Source organism: Streptomyces sp. NPDC102258 (genome assembly GCF_055584685.1).
The window spans coordinates 116263-135511 of record NZ_JBVJLO010000006.1 but is presented as its reverse complement, the minus strand read 5'-3'; the positions used below and the strand labels follow the sequence as shown (position 1 = coordinate 135511).

Here is a 19249-nt window from a genome sequence, read left to right as displayed (position 1 = left end):
CACCCAGGGAACAGACATGTCCGCACCCCGCACCCTCCACCTCAACGCCTTCCTGATGAACGCCGGTCACCACGACGCCGCCTGGCGCCACCCGGCCGCCAGCCCCGAGCGCGTCACCGACCTGCGTTATTTCCAGGAGCTCGCCCGCACCGCCGAACGCGGCCGGCTCGACTCGATCTTCTTCGCCGACGGACTCGCCCTCTGGGGCAAGGCCCGCCACAACGCCCTCGGCGGGTTCGAGCCGCTGACCCTGCTCTCCGCGATCGCCGCCGTCACCGAGCACATCGGGCTCATCGCGACGGCCTCCACCACCTTCAACGAGCCGTTCCACCTCGCCCGCGCGTTCGCCTCCCTCGACCACCTCAGCAATGGCCGGGCCGGCTGGAACATCGTCACCTCCGGCACCGTCGAGGAAGCCCGCAACTTCGGCCGGGAGGAGCATCTGGAGCACAGCCTCCGCTACGACCGCGCCCGCGAGTTCCTCGACGTCACGACCAAGCTCTGGGACAGCTGGGAGGACGACGCGATCGTCCTCGACAAGGAGCGCGGGATCTACGCCGACACCGGCAAGCTGCATCCGGCCGCCCACCGCGGCGCCCACTTCGGCGTCGCCGGCCCGCTCAACGTCCCCCGCTCGCCCCAGGGGCACCCGCTCCTCGTCCAGGCGGGATCCTCCGAGGACGGCAAGGAGTTCGCCGCCCGGTACGCGGAGGCGGTCTTCACCGCCCAGCAGACCCTCGCCGACGGCCAGGCCTTCTACAAGGACCTCAAGTCCCGCCTCGCCCGCCACGGCCGCACCGAGGAGGACCTCCTGGTCCTGCCGGGCATCGCGCCCGTCATCGGCTCCACCGAGGCCGAGGCGAAGGCCCTGGAGCGGGAACTGACCGGCCTCCAGGTCCCCGAGTACGGTCTGGCGCAGCTCTCCGGCATGCTCGGCGTCGACCTGACCGGGGCCGACCTCGACGGCCCGCTGCCCGAGCTGCCCGAGGAGCGGGACATCAACGGGAACAAGAGCCGTTTCACGCTCGTCGCCGAACTGGGCCGCCGCGACGGACTCACACTGCGCGAGCTGATCGCCCGGCTCGGCGCCGGCCGCGGCCACCGGGTCTTCGCGGGCGCTCCGGAGCAGATCGCCGACCAGCTGGAGGAGTGGTTCACGCACGGCGCCGCCGACGGCTTCAACGTCATGGCGCCGGTCCTGCCCACCGGTCTCACGGACTTCGTCGACCACGTGGTGCCGATCCTCCAGCGGCGCGGCCTCTTCCGCACCGAGTACACCGGCGCCACCCTCCGCGAGCACTACGGCCTGCCGCGGCCCGCCAACCGCCACGTCACCGCGGCGGCCGGCGCCTGACCGGCGGCCCGGCCCGCCGTACGGGGTCCCGCGCCGCCGCCCGGCGAACGGCGGCGGCGCCCCCGCGGCGGGAACCGGGTCAGACCGTGAGGACGATCTTGCCGCGGGTGCGGCCCGACGCGCTCAGTTCCCACGCAGTGGCCGCGTCGGCCAACGGCAGCACGTGTTCCACGTTCACCTTCAGCCGGCCCGAGTCGGCGAGCTGCGCGAGGGTGGTGAGGTCGGCCGTGGAGGCGCGGGCCCAGATGTGCCGGGCCCCCTTGGCGCCGGCGTCGTTGTCGGCGATGGAGATCACCGGACCGCCCTCGCGGACGACCGACTGGAGCAGCTCGACGCCGCCCTCGCCGTAGAAGTCGAGCCCGGCGTCGACCCCCTCGGGGGCCAGTGCGGCGATCCGCTCGGCCACCCCGTCCCCGTACAGCACGGGCTCGGCGCCGAGCGAGCGCAGGTAGTCGTGGTTGTGCGCGCCCGCCGTGCCGATGACGCGGGCACCGAGCGAGACGGCGATCTGCACGCCCAGCGAGCCGACGCCGCCCGCCGCGGAGTGGATGACGACGGTCTGCCCGGCGCCGACCCCGGCGCGCGTGATCGCCTGGTACGAGGTGAGCCCGGCCAGCGGCAGGCCCGCGGCCTGCTCGAAGGTCAGCTCGCGGGGCTTGCGGGCGAGGGTGCGCACGGGAGCGGTGACCAGCTCGGCGTACGTGCCCAGCTCCACCCACTCCTTGCGGACGTAGCCGTAGACCTCGTCGCCGACGGCGTAGTCGTCGGTGTCGGGGCCGACGGCCTCGACGATCCCGGCGACGTCCCAGCCGGGGATGACGGGGTGGCGCACTTCGAGGACCTGACCGAGGAAACCGGCGGCGAGCTTCCAGTCCACGGGGTTGACCCCGGCCGCCTTGACGCGGACGAGCACCTCGCTCGGACCGACCTTGGGTTCCGGTACGTCAACGAGCTCCAATGCGGCGGGAGTTCCGTACGTGCTGTAAGTGATTGCCTTCATGTACGGCGCAACGACCTTTGTACGGAGGCCTATTCCGTCTCCGGGCCCCCGTTCCCCGCCCCTCAAGTGATCCTCCAGCAGCCCTCAGGCGGGCAGCGTGTTGCGGTGCGACCGCCAGCGGGCCGCGCTCGGCAGGGCCTGGATCCGGGCGCCCGACTGCTCGTCGTCGTCCAGCGGGGACGGGAACGGCAGCCGCACGTCACGGTGACGCGGGCGCGCACCCGGTCGCCTACCTAACCTATTCGGTGCTCGGGGAGTATCCCGCGGGCCAGCCGGCCGAGGGCCTCGGCGATCCGTTCGCGCGGGAAGCCGAGCGTGTGCCGCTGGAACTGGTACACCTCCGGGGCGAGCGGGCTCAGCAGGACGTCCGCGCCGACGTCGGGGTCCTCGGCCCCGGCGGCCACCAGCAGGCTCCGGACGTGGGCCCGCCAGCTGCGGTAGGTGCCCCGGCAGAACCGGTCGGGCCCCGGCCGGATGCCCAGGACCAGCGGCAGGTGCCGCTCCAGGTGCTCCAGCGCGGCGGCGTAGAAGGCCGTCAGCCGCTGGCCGGGCGGCGCGCCGGGGCCGAGCGGCGGCGGCCCGAAGGCCAGCCGGCCCTGGAGGATGCGCTCGTGCTCGGCGAGGAGGGCCTCGGCCACGGACGCCGGGTCGGGGAAGCGCCGGTAGAGGGTGGCCCGGCCCACCCCGGCGGCCTTGGCGATCTGGTCCATCGTCACCGACGCGGGGTCGCGTTCCGTGAACAACTGCTCGGCGGCCATCAGGATCTGGGCCCGGTTGCGGACCGCGTCGGCGCGCGGCAGACCGCGACGGGCGGGGGCGGGGACCCCGGCGCTCGACCCGGCGCGGCGGACGGGACCGGTGCCCGCGATGTCGCGTACCGTGCGGACCTCGTCGCCATTGGTCATGGCGGTGACCCTACGTCCTTCGTGTCGGTGTTGGGCTGAACGGGTGAAACACGAGAGGATGGGGGGATGCACATGAAGCGCACGGCCGAGGCGGCCCGGTGAGCAGGTACGACGTCACGGACGAACAGTGGGAGGGACTCGCGCAGGTGGTACCCCTGCGCAGTCGCAACGAATGGCCCTCCCGGGTGGACCACCGCACGATCCCGACGGCCCCCGGGGCGTCCGCGGCGGAACAGCGGCGCTTCGTGGTGATCCGGGTCCAGATCTTCGCCGACGCCCGGGAGGTGGCGGAGTACCTGATCGCGCAGATCCCCGTGCTGCTCGACCTCACCGGCGCCGACGGCGAAGTGGCCAAGCGCATCCTGGACTTCAGCAGCGGCGTCGTGTTCGGGCTGGGCAGCGGGATGCACCGGGTCGACCGGAACGTCTTCCTCCTCGCGCCGGTCGGCACCGAGGTCGAGGGGATCGCGGCGGCGGCCGTCCCCCGATCGTAGGAAGGTCGCGGCGGCGGAACGGTTCGCCGTACCCGGCGGCCCCGCGGCGGACCGTACCGTCCGGCCATGGACGCCACCCTGAACGCGGCCCGGCCCGCCGCCACCCCCTCGCTCAACACCACTCCCTCCCTTGACGTCGCACCCTGTGACGCCACCCCCTCGCTTGCGGGCATCCCTTCCCCTGATGTCGCGCCTTCCCTTGACGCCACCCCTCCGCCTGATGCCGCGCCCCTCCTTGAAGCCGCCCGCGCCCCTTCGGAAGCCGGGTCCGGCCCGGCGGCCCCGGTCCCGGCTCCGGCCCGGCCCGCGGTCACCGAACTGCGGCTGTCCGCCTTCGGGCGGCACCGCGCGGCGCACTTTCCGCTGGGGCCCGTGACCCTGTTCGCCGGAGCGAGCGGCAGCGGCAAGTCCCAGGCGCTGGACGCCTACGCGGCCCTCGCGCTGCTCGCCTCGGGCGGCAGCCTGGCCGAGGTCTTCCCCGATCCGGTGGGCCGGGTCCCCGAACGGGCCGTCCCCGACGCCGACGGGCGCCGCGGCTTCCGCATCGGCTGTACGGTCGACGGCCCGGCCGGCCCCGTCCGCCTCGACCTCGCCGTCCAGGCCGAACCCACGCTGCGGATCGTCGGCGAACGCCTCTCCCAGGACGGCCAGGTGCTGCTCGCCACCGCCCTGCGCGACCCGCGCCGACGCTCCGTCCAGGCCGCCTGGCTCACCGGCGGCGCCACCGGCGTGACCCGCGCCCCGTTCCCCGACGACCGGCTCGGCACCGCTCTGCTGCCGTTGCGCGTCGCCGGGTCCACCGCCGGGCAGCGCCGGGTGCTGGCCGCCGCCGAGCAGGTCGTGGTGGCGCTGCGCTCGGTGTTCGCCTGCGATCCGCGCCCCGGCCGGATGCGCGGGCCCGTCCCGCGCGGCGACGGCCGGCTGCGGGGCGACTGCGGGAACCTGGCCGACGTGCTGCGCCGGACCCGCCACGAGTGCGGCACCCGGCACGCCCTGCTCACCGCGGCGGCCCGCACCGGGTGCGCGGGGCCGGTGGTGGCGCTGGACGTCCGGACGCTCGCGGAGCCCGGCGGCGCGCTGGTGGCGGGGCTGCTCGACCGGGGCCCCGGCCGCCCCGTGACCGACCTCGGCCGGCTCGGCGCGGGCGAGCTGCGCTTCCTCGCGCTGGCCCTGGTCCTGCTGACCGGGCCCGGGGTGCTGGAGGTGGAGCCGGCCGCCGACGTGCCCGCCGCCCGGCAGGCGCTCACCGTGCTCGCCGACGGCCTCGACCGGGGCCTGGACCGGCGGCAGGGCGCCGAACTGCTGCGGCTGGCCCTGCTGTCCGGTGCCCGGGGGCACGTCCGGCTCGTCGGGACGGTGGGCGAGGACACCGCGGGAACCGCGCGCGGGCTGCCCGGCGTCTCGGTGGTAGACCTGTCCCCATGAGTGCCGCCCCGGCGAACGACGCCCCGAAGCCACCGCACGACGAACGGCTGTACCGACTCCAGCGACGGCTGGCCGACTTCGCGGCCGCCCGGGACTGGGGCCCGTACCACACCCCCAAGAACCTGGCCGTGGCCCTGAGCGTGGAGGCCGCCGAACTGGTCGAGATCTTCCAGTGGCTGACACCGGAACAGTCGGCCGCGATCATGGAGGAGCCCGAAAACGCACACCGCGTGACCGATGAGGTGGCCGACGTGCTCGCGTATCTGCTGCAGTTCTGTGAGGTCCTCGGGGTGGATGTGCTGGATGCGCTCGCCGCGAAGATCGAGAGGAACGAGTCCCGCTTCCCCGCGAAAGGCAATCCGGGCACTGATCGTCACTCTTCGGAGTGATCGCGTCATCCACAACCATGTTTGTGTCCACAGATTTCCGAATACCCCTGGCTTTACTGGCTCCTTGCCTTCACTCTGGGTAGTGGAGAACGTCGGGAAGCGGGATGTGGGATGCGGGATGTCGTGCGGACGGGGGACGGCATATGGATGCGGTACGGCTCATCGCGGCCGGCCGGCACGCGCTGGCACAGAGCGGGGCTGCGTGGGACATCGTGGGCGAGGCCTGGCAGGCCCAGGCGCTCGCGCAGGGGATAGGGAGCTGGCTGGCGGTCACCGGACCGCCGGAGCTCAGAGCGGAGGCGCGGGTACTGGGGGAAGCGGGAGGCAGAGGCTGCGGGGTCATCGACCGGGCGGCGCTGCGCGGTGAGGGCAGCGCGCCCGAGCAACCGCCGCGCGCGGCACGGCTGTCGGGGGTGACCGATGTGCGTCAGGCGCTGCTCGGGCTCCAGGCGCTGCTGGGCGAGGTCGGCATAGCCCTCGTCGGGGTGGCCTGCGCGACGGACGAGGAGAGCCTGTACTGGCAGTGCATAGAGTCGATCGACGCGGCCGACGAGTCGAGCGACCGGGTCCGCGCGCTGCTGCGGCGGATGACCGTACGGGAGCGGGGATCGGCCTCGGGCGTGGTCTGAGGCCGGCGCCGGTCGGGGCCGGCGGGGCCCCGGGGTCCCGCCGTGCGTGACGGGACCCCGCGCGCGTCAGAAGGCCCGGTCGGAGCGGTGCTCGCCGTCGTACGGGCGGGCGCCCGGGGAGACCGGCGCGGCGGCAGCGGGGGCGGTGCGGTCGGCGGAGTGCTGGAGGTCGGCGTCGAGCTGGGACAGGTCGGCGTTCAGCGCCGCCATCAGCTCTTCCATCTGCTGGAGCAGGCCCTTCGGCGCGCCGCCCCGGGCGGGTACCGCCGGCTTCTGGCGTGCGTGGTCGTGCGCTGCCTGTCGGGTCGGTCCGGTCTGTCGGGGGTGCTCCGGCACGGGCTCGTGGGACATGGCGGCCTCCTCGGCCCTGGCCCTTCCGGTGCGGAAGGGGGCGGCTGGACGCACCGGCGAGAAGCCGCCGGCGCGCGGGCCGGGCGGTCCGGCTCCCTCCGAGCAACGATCACCGTCCGCGCCGGTCACTGGTGGCGCTCGGGGTGGGCCTTCCGGTTGACAGAGATTCACCCGGCAGGGGCCGGAGGGGCAGGATGGGGGGTATGGATCTCCGCATTTTCACCGAGCCGCAGCAGGGCGCCGACTACGGCACCCTCCTGACCGTCGCCAAGGCCACCGAAGACCTCGGGTTCGACGCGTTCTTCCGCTCTGATCATTATTTGAAGATGGGGTCCGGTGACGGCCTGCCCGGCCCCACCGACGCCTGGATCACCCTCGCGGGCCTGGCCCGCGAGACCCGGCGGATCCGGCTGGGCACGCTGATGACGGCCGGTACCTTCCGGCTGCCCGGCGTGCTCGCGATCCAGGTGGCCCAGGTCGACCGGATGTCCGGCGGCCGGATCGAACTCGGCCTCGGCGCGGGCTGGTTCGAGGAGGAGCACAAGGCGTACGGAATCCCCTTCCCGGCGGAGCGCATGGCCCGGCTGGAGGAACAGCTGGCCGTCGTCACCGGCCTGTGGGCCACCGAGCCCGGCGCCACCTTCGACTACCAGGGCGAGTACTACCGGCTGGAGAACTCCCCGGCCCTGCCCAAGCCCGCCCAGGACAAGGTGCCCGTCCTGATCGGCGGCCACGGGGCCAAGCGGACCCCGCGTCTGGCCGCCCGGTACGCGGACGAGTTCAACATGCCGTTCGCCTCGGTCGCCGACAGCGAGCAGCAGTTCGGCCGGGTCCGGGAGGCCGCCGAGGAGGCGGGCCGCAAGGCCGGCGACCTCGTCTACTCCAACGCCCTCGTGGTGTGCGTGGGCAAGGACGACGCCGAGGTCGCCCGCCGCGCCGCCGCCATCGGCCGCGAGGTGGACGAGCTGAAGGCCAACGGCCTGGCCGGCTCACCCGCCGAGGTCGTCGAGAAGATCGGCACTTACGCCGCCATCGGCTCCTCGCGCCTCTACCTCCAGCTCCTCGACCTCGACGACCTCGACCACCTGGAGCTGATCTCGGCCCAGGTGCTCTCCCAGCTCGGCTAGGAGGAACCGTGCCGCGCGCGACCGGCCCGCTCGAAGACGCCCTGGCCACCCGGGCGGTGCTGCTGGACGGCGGGCTGAGCAACCAGCTCGCCGCCCAGGGCTGCGACCTGTCCGGCGGCCTCTGGACGGGCCGGGTGCTCGCGGAGTGCCCGGACCAGGTCGAGGCCGCCCACACGGCCTACGTCCGGGCCGGCGCCGAGGTGCTGATCACCGCGAGCTACCAGGTCGGACACGAACCGGCGCTGCTGGAGCGGAGCGTGGCGGTGGCCGGGCGCGCCGCGCGGGCGGCGGACCACGCGGTGTGGGTGGCCGCCTCCGTCGGCCCGTACGGGGCGGTGCTCGCCGACGGCTCGGAGTACCGCGGCCGGTACGGGCTGAGCACCGCCCGGCTGGCCGCCTTCCACCGCCCCCGGATCGAGGCCCTGCGCGGGGCGGACGTCCTGGCCCTGGAGACCGTCCCGGACACCGACGAGGCGGAGGCCCTGCTGCGGGTCCTGGCCGGCACCGGGGCCCGGGCGTGGCTCGGCTACACCGTCGCGGGCGGCCGCACCCGGGCCGGCCAGCCCCTCGAAGAGGCCTTCGCCCTGGCGGCCGCCGCCCCCGAGATCCTCGCGGTCGGCGTCAACTGCTGCGACCCGGCCGACGTCCTGCCCGCCCTGGAGGCAGCCGCCTCCGTCACCGCCAAGCCCCTGCTCGCCTACCCCAACGACGGCTCCGTCTGGGACGCCGCCACCGGCACCTGGCACCCGCCGGCCGCCCCCGTCCCCTGGGACGTCCCGGCCTGGCGCGCGGCGGGCGCCCGCCTCATCGGCGGCTGCTGCCGCGTCGGCCCCTCCGCCATCGCGACCCTGCGCCCCCGCCTGACCTGACCGGCTCGCGGACGCCGACGCGGGGGCTCCGGCGCCGCTGCTGCGGCGTACGCGGCGGGTGTACGTGGACACCGGGGACGAGGTATCCGTACGGGACGGCACCGACTGGTGGCTGGAACTGACGGCCGCGGGCGGCGAGGGCATGGTCGTCAAACCCCTTCAGGCGTACGCCCGGGACGGCAAGGGACGGCTGGTGCAGCCGGGGGGGGGAAGGTGCGAGGGCGCGAGTACCTGCGGATCATCTACGGTCCGGAGTACGCGCGTCCGGAGCAGCTGGCGAAGCTGCGCGGACGCTTCCTCGGGCCCCGGCTGCGGCCGCCCGGCCGTGACCGCCGGCCGTGACGCGTGCCGCGCGGGCGCGTCGTAAAGCGGGAGCCCCCGTACGGCCCGTAATTAGGTCGTATGGGGGAACTTTCGCGCAGAAGCCCCGGGAAACCACCGGCGGGATCGTTCATCCAGGGCAGCGGAATGTCCGCGACCCTGGAAGGACGGAACGTCACCTATGAAGATGACCGCGCGCGGAAGCATTGCGGCACTCCTGACCTGTATGGCGGCGGCCGGCGCGGCCACCCCGGCCGTGGCCGACGCGGTGCCCGTGGGAGTCCCGCTGGAGGCGGTGGAGACCACGCTGGGCGTGCCCGCCCCGCACCTGGCCACCGCGGTCCCGGTACCGATCGTCGGAGCCCCCGAGGCGCCCCGCCACCACAAGGGCGACCTGCTCCCGACCCCACTGCTCCCGGTGGTGCCGATCGCCGCCGACCTCGGCGGCACCAAGCTCACCTCCCCCGTGCCCAACCTCGCGGGCGAGCCCGAGACGGACGGCGAGGGTTCCCTGGAGTCCAAGGACACCACGCTGCGCACCCGCAGCCCGGGCGCGCACCTGGTCGCCCCGCTCACCATGCCGGACGGCAGCAACTACGGGCTGCCGAACCTGACGCGGCCCGAGTTGGGCGTGATCGCCCCCGAGGTCATCGGTGCGCCGACGGCACTTCTCGGCCTGCGCTGAGCCCCGCGCGGCCGACGCCGGGTCAAAAGGCCGTTCGGTCTGGGAACGTGTACGGCATGGGATTCCATGTCGACTCCGAGACCGGGCGGCTTCGCCGCGTCATCCTCCACCGGCCCGACCTGGAGCTGAAGCGGCTCACTCCAAGCAACAAGGACGCCCTGCTCTTCGACGACGTGCTGTGGGTGCGCCGGGCCCGCCAGGAGCACGACGGGTTCGCGGACGTGCTCCGCGACCGGGGGGTCGCCGTCCACCTCTTCGGGGACCTGCTGCGGGAGTCCCTCGACATCCCCGAGGCGAGACACCTCGTCCTGGACCGGGTCTTCTACGAGAAGGAGTACGGCCCCCTCGCCACCGACCACCTGCGGGCGGTGTTCGACGGACTGTCCTCGGCCGACCTCGCGGAGGCGCTGGTCGGCGGCATGACGAAGCGGGAGTTCCTGGAGCGGCACGCCGAGCCGGTGTCGGTGCGCTTCCACGTCCTCGACATGGACGACTTCCTGCTCGGGCCGCTGCCCAACCACCTCTTCACCCGTGACACCTCCGCCTGGATCTACGACGGGGTGTCCATCAACGCCATGCGCTGGCCGGCCCGGCGGCGCGAGACCGTGCACTTCGAGGCGATCTACCGGTACCACCCGCTCTTCACCGGCTCCGGCGCCTTCCACTACTGGTCGCAGGGCCAGGCCGACTACCCCTCCACGATCGAGGGCGGGGACGTCCTGGTCATCGGCAACGGGGCCGTGCTGATCGGGATGAGCGAGCGGACCACCCCGCAGGCGGTGGAGATGCTCGCGCGGGGCCTGTTCGCGGCGGGCTCGGCGACGGCAATCGTGGCGCTCGACATGCCCAAGCGGCGCGCCTTCATGCACCTGGACACGGTGATGACGATGGTCGACGCCGACGCCTTCACCCAGTACGCGGGCCTCGGCATGCTGCGCTCGTACACGATCCGGCCCGGCGAGCGGGCCGGTGACCTGCGGGTCACCGACCACCCGGCGGAGCACATGCACCGGGCGATCGCGGGCGCGCTGGGGCTGGAGCGGATCCGGGTGCTGACGGCCACGCAGGACGTGCACGCGGCGGAGCGCGAGCAGTGGGACGACGGCTGCAACGTGCTGGCGGTGGAGCCGGGGGTGGTCGTCGCGTACGAGCGGAACGTCACGACCAACACGCACCTGCGCAAGGAGGGCATCGAGGTGATCGAGATCCCGGGCAGCGAGCTGGGGCGGGGCCGGGGTGGTCCGCGCTGTATGAGCTGCCCGGTGCAGCGCGACGCGGTGTGACCTGCGCAGATGCGGCGGGGCGGACCAGGGGGCTGTATATCAATGCAGAGTGTCGTATAGACTTCCAGGCATCCCCTGTCAACGTCCCGTGTCAGCACCCTCTGGAGTGTCCCCCATGGCCACCGACCTCTTCGGCCGCAGTTTCCTCAAGGAGCTCGACTTCACCGCCGCCGAGTTCCGCGGCCTCGTCGAGCTCGCCGCCACACTCAAGGCGGCCAAAAAGGCGGGGACCGAGCGACGCCTCCTCCAGGGGAAGAACATCGCGCTGATCTTCGAGAAGACCTCGACGCGGACGCGCTGCGCCTTCGAGGTCGCCGCCGCCGACCAGGGCGCCCACACCGTCTACCTCGACCCCACCGGCTCCCAGATGGGCCACAAGGAGTCCGTCCGGGACACCGCGCGGGTGCTCGGCCGGATGTTCGACGGCATCGAGTACCGGGGCGACAGCCAGGAGGCGGTCGAGGAGCTCGCCGCGCACTCGGGCGTGCCCGTCTTCAACGGCCTCACCGACGACTGGCACCCCACGCAGATGCTGGCCGACGTCCTCACCATGACCGAGCACGGCGCCAAGCCGCTGGAGCACCTCTCCTTCGCCTACCTCGGAGACGCCCGCTTCAACATGGGCAACTCCTACCTGGTCACCGGCGCCCTGCTGGGCATGGACGTACGGATCGTCGCGCCCAAGGAGTACTGGCCGGCGGAGGCCGTGGTCGCCCGGGCCCGGGAGCTGGCCGCGGCCAGCGGGGCGCGCATCACCCTGACCGAGGAGGTCGCGGAGGGCGTGGCGCAGGCCGACTTCGTGGCGACGGACGTCTGGGTCTCGATGGGGGAGCCCAAGGAGGTCTGGGACGAGCGCATCGCGGCCCTGGCGCCGTACGCGGTCACCATGGACGTGCTGCGCGCGACCGGGAACCCGGCCGTGAAGTTCCTGCACTGCCTGCCCGCCTACCACGACCTGGGCACGAAGGTGGCCCGGGAGGTGTACGAGCGGCACGGGCTGGAGTCGCTGGAGGTCACGGACGAGGTGTTCGAATCGGCGCACTCCCTCGTCTTCGACGAGGCCGAGAACAGGCTGCACACCATCAAGGCGGTGCTCGTCGCGACGCTCGCGGAGCCGGGGGCGGGGGCGTAGCGCTGGGCCGGCGCCGTCAGGCGGTCGCGGTACGGGCCGACAGGGTGAACCAGACGGCCTTGCCGCGCTCGGTGCGCCGGTGGCCGCAGGCGGAGCTCAGGGCGCGGATCAGCAGCAGGCCCCGGCCGTGCTCCTGCCAGGGGTCGGGCGGCGTGTCGTCGCGGCGGGCGGTGAGATCGCCGGGCGGCCGCGGGTCCCCGTCGTGCACCTCGACCTGGCAGCCGTTCGCCAGCAGCTCCACGACCAGCTCGATCGGGGCGCCCCCGCCGGTGTGCTCGACGGCGTTGGCCACCAGTTCCGCGGTCAGCAGCTCCGCGGTGTCGCGGTCGGCGGACGGCTCCGCGTCCGTGAGGGCGCTGCGGACCAGGGCGCGGGCGAGGGGCACGGCGGCGGTCGTGTGGGGGAGCGCGATCCGCCAGGCGGAGGCGTCGGGCAAGGCGGGTCCGTCCGTTCCGGGGTCGTGGGTGTGGGGGCGAGCGGGTGAAGCGGAAGGGAAATCCTTCTTTCAACGATACGAAGTGGAAATCCGACTCCGCAGGGCACCCCGGCCGAAACGCGCGGGACGAAGGTTGTCGCGTTTCTCTGACGGCAGTCACCAACCGGTGATAGCGTCGATTCCGTGAGTCCCTTCACCGGTTCCACCCCATCGACAGGACAGTGGCGCCACCTACGGGTGACCCGGCAGGACGGCGTCGCCACCGTCACCCTCGACCGCCCCGAGAAGCTGAACGCGCTCACCTTCGGCGCCTACGCCGACCTGCGCGACCTGCTCGCCGAACTGTCCCGCGAACGGTCCGTCCGCGCCCTCGTGCTCGCCGGCGAGGGCCGGGGCTTCTGCTCCGGCGGGGACGTGGACGAGATCATCGGCGCCACCCTCGCCATGGACACCGCCCAACTCCTCGACTTCAACCGGATGACCGGCCAGGTGGTCAGGGCCGTCCGCGAATGCCCCTTCCCGGTGATCGCCGCCCTGCACGGGGTGGCCGCCGGAGCCGGAGCGGTGCTCGCCCTCGCCGCCGACTTCCGGATCGCCGACCCCACCGCCCGCTTCGCCTTCCTCTTCACCCGGGTCGGCCTCTCCGGCGGGGACATGGGCGCCGCCTACCTGCTGCCCCGCGTCGTCGGCCTCGGCCACGCCACCCGGCTGCTGATGCTCGGAGAGCCCGTACCGGCGGCCGAGGCGGAGCGCATCGGCCTGCTCAGCGAGCTCGTCGACGAGGGCAAGGCCGACGCCCGGGCCGCCGAACTGGCCGCCCGCCTCGCCGCCGGACCCGCCCTCGCCCACGCCCAGACCAAGGCCCTGCTGACCGCGGAGCTGGACATGCCGCTGGCCGCCGCCGTCGAACTCGACGCCAACACCCAGGCGCTGCTGATGCACGGCGAGGACTACGCCGAGTTCCACGCGGCCTTCACCGGCAAGCGGCCGCCGCAGTGGAAGGGCAGGTAGCGCCGTGCGCGTCGCCGTCGTCGGCGGGGGACCGGGCGGACTGTACGCCGCCGCGCTGCTGGCGCGGCAGGGACACCGGGTGGAGGTGTGGGAACGCGGCGCCCCCGACGACACCTTCGGCTTCGGCGTCGTGCTCTCGGACGAGACGCTGGGCGGCATCGAACGGGCCGACACCGCCGTCCACGCCGCCCTCGGCGCCGAATTCGTCCGCTGGGACGACGTGGAGGTCGTCCACCGGGGCCGGCTGCTCACCTCCGGCGGCCACGGCTTCGCCGCGCTCGGCCGGCGCCGGCTGCTGGAGATCCTGCACACGCGCTGTACGGACCTCGGGGTCCGGCTCCGCTTCCGCTCCCCGGCACCCGACGCGTGGCAGCTGGCCGAGACGTACGACCTGGTCGTCGCGGCGGACGGGGTCCACAGCGCGACCCGCGAGAGCGGCGCCGCGCACTTCCGCCCGACCGTGACCGAGGGCCGCTGCCGGTACATCTGGCTGGCCGCCGACTTCGCCTTCGACGCCTTCCGCTTCGAGATCGCGGAGACCGGGCACGGCGTGGCGCAGCTGCACGCCTACCCGTACTCCGCCGACTCCTCGACCGTGATCGTCGAGATGCGGGAGGAGGTGTGGCGGGCCTCGGGCCTCGACCTGTGCGACGAGGCGGAATCCGCCTCGCGGTGCGCCAAGCTGTTCGGCGAGGCGCTGCGCGGACGGCCGCTGCGCGGGAACCGGTCCGCCTGGACCCGCTTCCGTACCGTCGTCAACGCGCGCTGGTCGCACCGGAACGTGGTCCTGCTCGGCGACGCGGCGCACACGGCCCACTTCTCCATCGGCTCCGGCACCAAACTCGCCGTCGAGGACGCGCTCGCGCTCGCCGAGGCACTGGCGGGGATGCCAGTGGACGGAGCGGGGGCCGAGGAGGGGGACGGGCAGTGCCTCGCCGAACGCCTCGCGGCGTACGAGGCGGAGCGGCGGCCCGCCGTGGCCAGTACGCAGCGGGCGGCGGCGGCCAGCATGCGCTGGTTCGAGGAGATCGAAGGGTACGTCGACCAGCCCGCCCGGCAGTTCGCCTTCAACCTGCTGACCCGCAGTCGGCGGGTGACGCACGACAACCTGCGGCTGCGCGACCCCCGCTTCACACGGGCGGTGGAACGGGACTTCGGCGGCTCCGAAGCCCAGGACGTCCCGCCGATGTTCACGCCGTTCACCCTGCGCGGGCTGACCCTGCGCAACCGGGTCGTCGTCGCGCCCATGGACATGTACTCGGCGCGCGAGGGCGTACCGGGCGACTTCCACCTCGTGCACCTGGGGCAGCGCGCCCTCGGCGGGGCAGGGCTGGTGCTCACGGAAATGGTCTGCGTCAGCCCCGAAGCCCGGATCACCCCGGGCTGCGCGGGCCTGTGGAGCGAAGAGCAGGAGGCCGCCTGGAAGCGGATCGCCGACTTCGTCCACACCTCCGCACCCGGCACCGCACTCGGCGTGCAGCTCGGGCACGCGGGCCGCAAGGGCTCGACGCGCCTCATGTGGGAAGGCATGGACGAGCCGCTGCCCGAGGGCAACTGGCCGCTCGTCGCCGCCTCCGCGCTGCCCTACAAGCCCGGCGTGTCCGCCGTCCCGCGCGCCCTCGGCGCAGACGACCTCGCCGCGATCCGCGCCGACTTCGCGGCGGCCGCCGTACGGGCCGCCGCGTGCGGGTTCGACCTGCTCGAACTGCACTGCGCGCACGGCTACCTGCTGTCCGGGTTCCTGTCCCCGCTCACCAACCACCGCACCGACGCGTACGGCGGCTCCCTGGAGAACCGGCTGCGCTTCCCGCTGGAGGTCTTCGACGCCGTCCGGGCGCTCTGGCCGGCGGAGCGCCCCATGACGGTGCGGATCTCCGCGGCCGACTGGGCGCCCGGCGGCACCACCCCCGAGGAGGCGCAGGGGATCGCCGCCGCCTTCGCCGCCCACGGCGCGGACGCCGTCCACGTGTCCACGGGGCAGGTCGTGGCCGAGGAGGACCCGGAGTTCGGGCGTTCCTACCAGACCCCTTACGCCGACCGGATCCGCAACGCGCTCGGCGTGCCCGTCATCGCCGTCGGCGCCATCTCCTCCTGGGACGACGTCAACTCGCTGCTGCTGGCCGGGCGCGCCGACCTGTGCGCGCTCGGCCGTCCGCACCTGTACGACCCGCACTGGACGCTGCACGCGGCCGCCGAGCAGGGGTACGAGGGGCCGGGCGCGCCGTGGCCCGCGCCGTACCGGGCGGGCAGCCGCAGACCGCCGACGGGGAAGGGGTAGGCGCGGCCTGTTCAGAGGGCCTCCAGATGGACCCGGTCCTCCACCGGGGTGTAGCCGAGGCGGCGGTAGATGCCGTTGCTGGTGGGGTTGGCGAGGTCGGTGAACAGCAGCACCTCGCGGGCGCCGGCGGCGTGGGCGGCGCCGGTCGCGGCGTGCGTGACGCCGGCGGCGTAGCCGTGGCCCCGGTCGGCGGGCGGGGTGTAGACCGGGGCGATGCGGCTCGCGCCGCCGATCGGGCGGAGGAAGCCCGCCAGGGATACCGGGCGGCCCGCGTCCTCCCAGAGCAGGAAGCCGCCGAACGAGATCCGGTCGCGCAGGGCGGCCTCGGTGGGGCGGGCGGGCTGGTCCGTCTCCCGGTTGAACTCCGCCGTCCAGCGCAGGAGCAGCGGCAGGTCCGCCGCCTGCGCCCGCCGGGCCCGGCCGGACGGGGCCGGGTCCGGGGCGGCCAGGGTGCCGAGCCGGTGGAGCCGGCTCTCCTCCGCCACCCGGACGGGCCTGCCCCAGGCGCCGGCCAGCGTGTCGGCGTCGGCGCGGCGGGCGTCGACCGCGGTGACCGGAGCGAGCAGCGGCTCGGTGGCGAGGTGCCCGCCGAGGGCCCGGACGGCCTCGGCGGGCAGGGCGCCGAGCAGCAGCGGGAACGGCGGGGTGCGCAGCAGGGCTCCGGCGACGGCCCCGTCGGGGCCGGTCCACCAGCCGAAGACGGGGTCGGCGGGGCCGTAGGCGTGGGGGCCGCGCCGTTCGAGGGCGTCGCCGATGGTCAGCAGGAGGGTGTCGGACACGGGCCGCGCCGCCACCGCGGGGCGCGCGAGGGCCAGATAGGCCGCGAGATCGGTACCGAAGGTCCACGTCATGCCCCATCGTGGCGGCCGCCCGGGGCGATGCGCACCGGATTTTCGGCGCCCCCCGGCCGGGCCCGGCGGGATCTCCCCCGCGCGGGGGAGGCGGTTCCCCCGGGCGGGGGAGGCCGGGGGTGGCGGGCGCTGGGACCTTGGGTGTGCGGGGATTTCCCGCGCACGGGTACGACGCCCCCGAGGGGGGTGTCCGGCAGGGGGAGGCACCATGAAGGTCCACAAGGTCCACACGGGGTTACGACTGGACGAAGCGGGCGCCCGCGTCGCGCAGCCGGGTGTGCAGCTCGGCGAACACCGCCGCGGCCCGGTCGCCCGGCCAGTCCGCCGGGAGCAGTTCGCGCGGCAGCCCCGGATCCGCGTAGGGCAGCCGCCGCCAGGTGTCCAGGGCGGACAGGTAGGTGCGGTAGGCCGCCTCGGGCGTGGGTTCGGGGCCGCACTGCAGGGCCCGCAGGGCCGGCTCGTGCCGGTCGAGGAACTCCTCGTGTTGCTTGGCCAGCGCGGCCAGGTCCCACCAGCGGGCCACGGCCTCGGCGGTGGGCGCGAAGCCGAGGTGGGCGCCGCGGAAGAGCTCCACGTACGCCGTCAGGTGCAGCCGCTCCAGGGTGTGCCCGGCCTCGCGGGCCAGCTGGGCCGGGGCGATCCACACGCCCGGGGCCACCGCTCCGAAGCCCAGCCGGGCCAGTCGGGAGCGCAGCAGGTGCCGCTTGTGCCGTTCCTGCTCCGGGACGGAGAAGACCGCGACGAGCCATTCCTCCGAGACCTGCGGGGCGCCGTAGATCCGCCGGTCCCCGTCCTCCAGCAGCAGCCGGGCCTCCTCGGAGAGGTCGTAGGCCGCCGCGCCGTCGGCCGCCTTCGCGGGCACCAGGAAGCCGCGCCGCTTCAGCCGGGACACCGAGGAGCGGACGGAGGGCGCGTCGACGCCGGCCGCGCCCAGCAGGCGCACCAGCGCGGACACCGGTACGGGTCCCTCGAAGGACCTTCCGTAGGCGCCGTAGAACGTGACGATCAGGGATCGCGGGGTGTGCTGCTCGACCACGGGTTCACTCTAGATCGCGCAGCCGGAAGCGTTGCAGTTTGCCGGTCGCCGTCCGGGGCAGCGCCGGCACGAAGACGAAGGAGCGCGGGCACTTGTGCGGGGCCAGCTCCGCCCGCATATGGGTGCGCAGGGCGTCCTCGGTCAGCACCGCCCCGTCCCGGGCGACGGTGTACGCGACGACGACCTGGCCCCGGTGTTCGTCGGGCTGGCCGACCACCGCTGCCTCCACCACGTCCGGATGGCGCAGCAGGGCCTCTTCCACCTCCGGGCCGGCGATGTTGTAGCCCGAGGAGATGATCATGTCGTCGGCGCGGGCGACGTAGCGGAAGTAGCCGTCGGGGTCGCGTACGTACGTGTCGCCGGTCAGGTTCCAGCCGTCGCGGACGTAGTCGCCCTGGCGGGGGTCGGCCAGGTAGCGGCAGCCGACCGGGCCGCGGACGGCCAGCAGGCCCGGCTCGCCGTCCGGGACGGGCCGCCCGGCGGGGTCCACCACCCGGGCCTCCCAGCCGGGCACCGCCCGGCCGGTGGTGCCGGGGCGGATGTCCTCGTCGGCGGCGGAGATGAAGATGTGCAGCAGCTCGGTGGCCCCGATGCCGTTGATGATCCGCAGTCCGGTGCGCTCGTGCCAGGCCCGCCAGGTGGCGGCGGGGAGGTTCTCGCCGGCCGACACGCAGCGGCGCAGTGCCGACAGGTCGTAGGCGCCGGTGTCGTAGGGGCCGAGCGTGTCGAGCATGGACCGGTAGGCGGTGGGGGCCGTGAACAGGACGGTGACGCGGTGCGCGGCGAGCGCGGGCAGCAGCGCGCGGGGCGCGGCCTGCTCCAGCAGCAGCGCCGAGGCTCCGGCCCGCAGCGGGAAGACGACGAGGCCGCCGAGTCCGAATGTGAACCCGAGGGGAGGACTGCCGGCGAAGACGTCGTCGGGGCGGGGCCGCAGGACGTGACGGGAGAAGGTGTCGGCGATGGCGAGGAGGTCGCGGTGGAAGTGCATGCAGCCCTTGGGGCGGCCGGTGGTGCCGGAGGTGAAGGCGATCAGCGCCACGTCGTCGGCGGAGGTCTGCACGGCGGGATAGGGCGCCGGGTGCGCCTCGGCCAGCCGCAGCAGGTCGTCGGGGCCCTCCCCGCCGTAGGCGGCGATCCGCAGGCCGGGCACCTCGGCCTTGACCAGGTCGTCGAGGGCGGCGGTGTGACAGACGGCGTGCCGCACCCGGGCCATGGAGCACACCGTCGCGAGCTCCTGGGCCCGCTGCCGCTCCAGGACGGTGACGGCCACGGCGCCCGCCTTCATCACCGCCAGCCAGCAGGCGGCGAGCCAGGGGCCGGTCGGTCCGCGCAGCAGCACCCGGTTGCCGGGGATAACGCCGAGGTCGGCGGTGAGGGCGTGGGCGAGCGAGTCGACGCGCTCGCGCAGCTCTCCGTACGACCACACCTCGCCCGAGCCGCCGCGGAAGGCGGGGCGGTCGGGTCCCAGCCGGTCGATGGTGGCGTCGAGGAGTTCGGCGCCGACGTTCAGCCGGTCGGGGTAGGCCAGTTCGGGCAGCTCGAAGAGGAGTTCCGGCCAGGCGTCGGCGGGCGGCAGGTGATCACGGGCGAAGGTGTCGGCATGAGCGGAAGGCTTGAGCTCCAAGGCGGGTGCGCCCCCTTGCGACGTCCGGAAGAGATGGAACCGGCCGTGC

Annotated in this window: 19 protein-coding genes and 1 pseudogene; 13 read left to right on the top strand and 7 right to left on the bottom strand. The window is 74.1% G+C overall.

Annotation, left to right across the window (positions count from 1 at the left end; all coding sequences use genetic code 11):
* The first annotated feature begins 16 nt into the window (after positions 1 to 16).
* A complete protein-coding gene (locus ACZ6ZT_RS12635) occupies positions 17 to 1354 on the top strand; it encodes an LLM class flavin-dependent oxidoreductase (protein WP_469718645.1) in 1338 nt (445 codons plus the stop codon).
* A gap of 79 nt (positions 1355 to 1433) precedes the next feature.
* On the opposite strand, the gene ACZ6ZT_RS12630 is transcribed toward ACZ6ZT_RS12635, so the two are convergent.
* A complete protein-coding gene (locus tag ACZ6ZT_RS12630) occupies positions 1434 to 2354 on the bottom strand; it encodes an NADP-dependent oxidoreductase (RefSeq protein WP_469718643.1) in 921 nt (306 codons plus the stop codon).
* A gap of 233 nt (positions 2355 to 2587) precedes the next feature.
* Positions 2588 to 3259: a TetR/AcrR family transcriptional regulator gene (locus ACZ6ZT_RS12625; protein ID WP_469718640.1), complete on the bottom strand. Its 672-nt coding sequence runs from the start codon at positions 3257 to 3259 to the stop codon at positions 2588 to 2590.
* A 98-nt stretch (positions 3260 to 3357) separates the two neighbouring features.
* Between ACZ6ZT_RS12625 and ACZ6ZT_RS12620 the strand changes: the two genes are divergently transcribed.
* The 4 genes from ACZ6ZT_RS12620 (at position 3358) to ACZ6ZT_RS12605 (ending at position 6196) form a co-directional block, all read left to right on the top strand.
* Positions 3358 to 3753: a cell division protein SepF gene (locus tag ACZ6ZT_RS12620; RefSeq protein WP_048477630.1), complete on the top strand. Its 396-nt coding sequence runs from the start codon at positions 3358 to 3360 to the stop codon at positions 3751 to 3753.
* A gap of 66 nt (positions 3754 to 3819) precedes the next feature.
* Positions 3820 to 5178: an AAA family ATPase gene (locus tag ACZ6ZT_RS12615; protein WP_469718637.1), complete on the top strand. Its 1359-nt coding sequence runs from the start codon at positions 3820 to 3822 to the stop codon at positions 5176 to 5178.
* A complete protein-coding gene (locus tag ACZ6ZT_RS12610; protein WP_469718635.1) occupies positions 5175 to 5567 on the top strand; it encodes a nucleotide pyrophosphohydrolase in 393 nt (130 codons plus the stop codon). The genes ACZ6ZT_RS12615 and ACZ6ZT_RS12610 overlap by 4 nt, the downstream gene beginning before the upstream one ends.
* Positions 5568 to 5710: 143 nt before the next feature.
* Positions 5711 to 6196, top strand: coding sequence for a DUF6099 family protein (locus tag ACZ6ZT_RS12605; RefSeq protein ID WP_469718631.1), 486 nt, complete (start codon positions 5711 to 5713; stop codon positions 6194 to 6196).
* Positions 6197 to 6262: 66 nt separating this feature from the next.
* On the opposite strand, the gene ACZ6ZT_RS12600 is transcribed toward ACZ6ZT_RS12605, so the two are convergent.
* On the bottom strand, positions 6263 to 6547 hold the full coding sequence (locus ACZ6ZT_RS12600) for a hypothetical protein (protein WP_469719093.1): 285 nt from the start codon (positions 6545 to 6547) through the stop codon (positions 6263 to 6265).
* Between the two features lie 203 nt (positions 6548 to 6750).
* Here ACZ6ZT_RS12600 and ACZ6ZT_RS12595 point away from each other — a divergent pair, with 203 nt between their 5' ends.
* From ACZ6ZT_RS12595 to argF, 6 genes and pseudogenes are all read left to right on the top strand, one after another.
* The gene (locus ACZ6ZT_RS12595; protein ID WP_469718629.1) at positions 6751 to 7674 is read left to right on the top strand and encodes an LLM class F420-dependent oxidoreductase; all 924 of its coding nucleotides are present in this window, start codon (positions 6751 to 6753) and stop codon (positions 7672 to 7674) included.
* 8 nt (positions 7675 to 7682) lie between these two features.
* Positions 7683 to 8543 (top strand): homocysteine S-methyltransferase, encoded by an 861-nt coding sequence (gene mmuM / locus ACZ6ZT_RS12590; RefSeq protein WP_469718627.1) that lies wholly within the window; start codon positions 7683 to 7685, stop codon positions 8541 to 8543.
* A pseudogene (locus tag ACZ6ZT_RS12585) lies at positions 8542 to 8846 on the top strand (polynucleotide kinase-phosphatase); the annotation flags it as partial. The gene mmuM and the pseudogene ACZ6ZT_RS12585, both read left to right, overlap by 2 nt.
* 205 nt (positions 8847 to 9051) lie before the next feature.
* On the top strand, positions 9052 to 9549 hold the full coding sequence (locus tag ACZ6ZT_RS12580) for a hypothetical protein (protein WP_469718625.1): 498 nt from the start codon (positions 9052 to 9054) through the stop codon (positions 9547 to 9549).
* A 56-nt stretch (positions 9550 to 9605) separates the two neighbouring features.
* Complete coding sequence (locus tag ACZ6ZT_RS12575) at positions 9606 to 10832, top strand: arginine deiminase (protein WP_469718623.1); 1227 nt, start codon at positions 9606 to 9608, stop codon at positions 10830 to 10832.
* Positions 10833 to 10947: 115 nt separating this feature from the next.
* Complete coding sequence (gene argF, locus ACZ6ZT_RS12570; protein ID WP_469718621.1) at positions 10948 to 11964, top strand: ornithine carbamoyltransferase; 1017 nt, start codon at positions 10948 to 10950, stop codon at positions 11962 to 11964.
* Positions 11965 to 11980: 16 nt separating this feature from the next.
* Here argF and ACZ6ZT_RS12565 read toward each other — a convergent pair whose 3' ends face one another.
* Positions 11981 to 12400 (bottom strand): ATP-binding protein, encoded by a 420-nt coding sequence (locus tag ACZ6ZT_RS12565; RefSeq protein WP_469718617.1) that lies wholly within the window; start codon positions 12398 to 12400, stop codon positions 11981 to 11983.
* Between the two features lie 183 nt (positions 12401 to 12583).
* On the opposite strand from ACZ6ZT_RS12565, the gene ACZ6ZT_RS12560 reads away from it, so the two are divergent.
* Entirely contained in the window at positions 12584 to 13411 is an 828-nt protein-coding gene (locus tag ACZ6ZT_RS12560; RefSeq protein WP_469718613.1) for an enoyl-CoA hydratase family protein, read from the top strand.
* 4 nt (positions 13412 to 13415) lie between these two features.
* Complete coding sequence (locus tag ACZ6ZT_RS12555; RefSeq protein WP_469718610.1) at positions 13416 to 15689, top strand: bifunctional salicylyl-CoA 5-hydroxylase/oxidoreductase; 2274 nt, start codon at positions 13416 to 13418, stop codon at positions 15687 to 15689.
* Positions 15690 to 15700: 11 nt separating this feature from the next.
* On the opposite strand, the gene ACZ6ZT_RS12550 is transcribed toward ACZ6ZT_RS12555, so the two are convergent.
* From ACZ6ZT_RS12550 to ACZ6ZT_RS12540, 3 genes are all read right to left on the bottom strand, one after another.
* Positions 15701 to 16540 (bottom strand): GNAT family N-acetyltransferase, encoded by an 840-nt coding sequence (locus ACZ6ZT_RS12550; protein WP_469718608.1) that lies wholly within the window; start codon positions 16538 to 16540, stop codon positions 15701 to 15703.
* Between the two features lie 235 nt (positions 16541 to 16775).
* Positions 16776 to 17576 carry a PaaX family transcriptional regulator gene (locus tag ACZ6ZT_RS12545; RefSeq protein ID WP_469718605.1) on the bottom strand — a complete coding sequence of 267 codons (801 nt, stop codon included), beginning with the start codon at positions 17574 to 17576 and terminating at the stop codon, positions 16776 to 16778.
* 4 nt (positions 17577 to 17580) lie between these two features.
* Positions 17581 to 19200, bottom strand: a complete 1620-nt coding sequence (locus ACZ6ZT_RS12540) for an AMP-binding protein (RefSeq protein WP_469718603.1) — start codon at positions 19198 to 19200, stop codon at positions 17581 to 17583.
* Positions 19201 to 19249: the final 49 nt, after the last annotated feature.

What these genes read in the sequence shown, in the direction of transcription:
- ACZ6ZT_RS12575 (WP_469718623.1), top strand. Translation starts at nt 9,606, where the DNA reads ATGGGATTCCATGTCGACTCCGAGACCGGGCGGCTTCGCCGCGTCATC.
- ACZ6ZT_RS12610 (WP_469718635.1), top strand. Translation starts at nt 5,175, where the DNA reads ATGAGTGCCGCCCCGGCGAACGACGCCCCGAAGCCACCGCACGACGAA.
- argF (WP_469718621.1), top strand. Translation starts at nt 10,948, where the DNA reads ATGGCCACCGACCTCTTCGGCCGCAGTTTCCTCAAGGAGCTCGACTTC.
- ACZ6ZT_RS12600 (WP_469719093.1), bottom strand. Translation starts at nt 6,547, where the DNA reads ATGTCCCACGAGCCCGTGCCGGAGCACCCCCGACAGACCGGACCGACC.
- ACZ6ZT_RS12615 (WP_469718637.1), top strand. Translation starts at nt 3,820, where the DNA reads ATGGACGCCACCCTGAACGCGGCCCGGCCCGCCGCCACCCCCTCGCTC.
- ACZ6ZT_RS12605 (WP_469718631.1), top strand. Translation starts at nt 5,711, where the DNA reads ATGGATGCGGTACGGCTCATCGCGGCCGGCCGGCACGCGCTGGCACAG.
- ACZ6ZT_RS12580 (WP_469718625.1), top strand. Translation starts at nt 9,052, where the DNA reads ATGACCGCGCGCGGAAGCATTGCGGCACTCCTGACCTGTATGGCGGCG.
- ACZ6ZT_RS12595 (WP_469718629.1), top strand. Translation starts at nt 6,751, where the DNA reads ATGGATCTCCGCATTTTCACCGAGCCGCAGCAGGGCGCCGACTACGGC.
- ACZ6ZT_RS12625 (WP_469718640.1), bottom strand. Translation starts at nt 3,259, where the DNA reads ATGACCAATGGCGACGAGGTCCGCACGGTACGCGACATCGCGGGCACC.
- ACZ6ZT_RS12635 (WP_469718645.1), top strand. Translation starts at nt 17, where the DNA reads ATGTCCGCACCCCGCACCCTCCACCTCAACGCCTTCCTGATGAACGCC.
- ACZ6ZT_RS12550 (WP_469718608.1), bottom strand. Translation starts at nt 16,540, where the DNA reads ATGACGTGGACCTTCGGTACCGATCTCGCGGCCTATCTGGCCCTCGCG.
- ACZ6ZT_RS12630 (WP_469718643.1), bottom strand. Translation starts at nt 2,354, where the DNA reads ATGAAGGCAATCACTTACAGCACGTACGGAACTCCCGCCGCATTGGAG.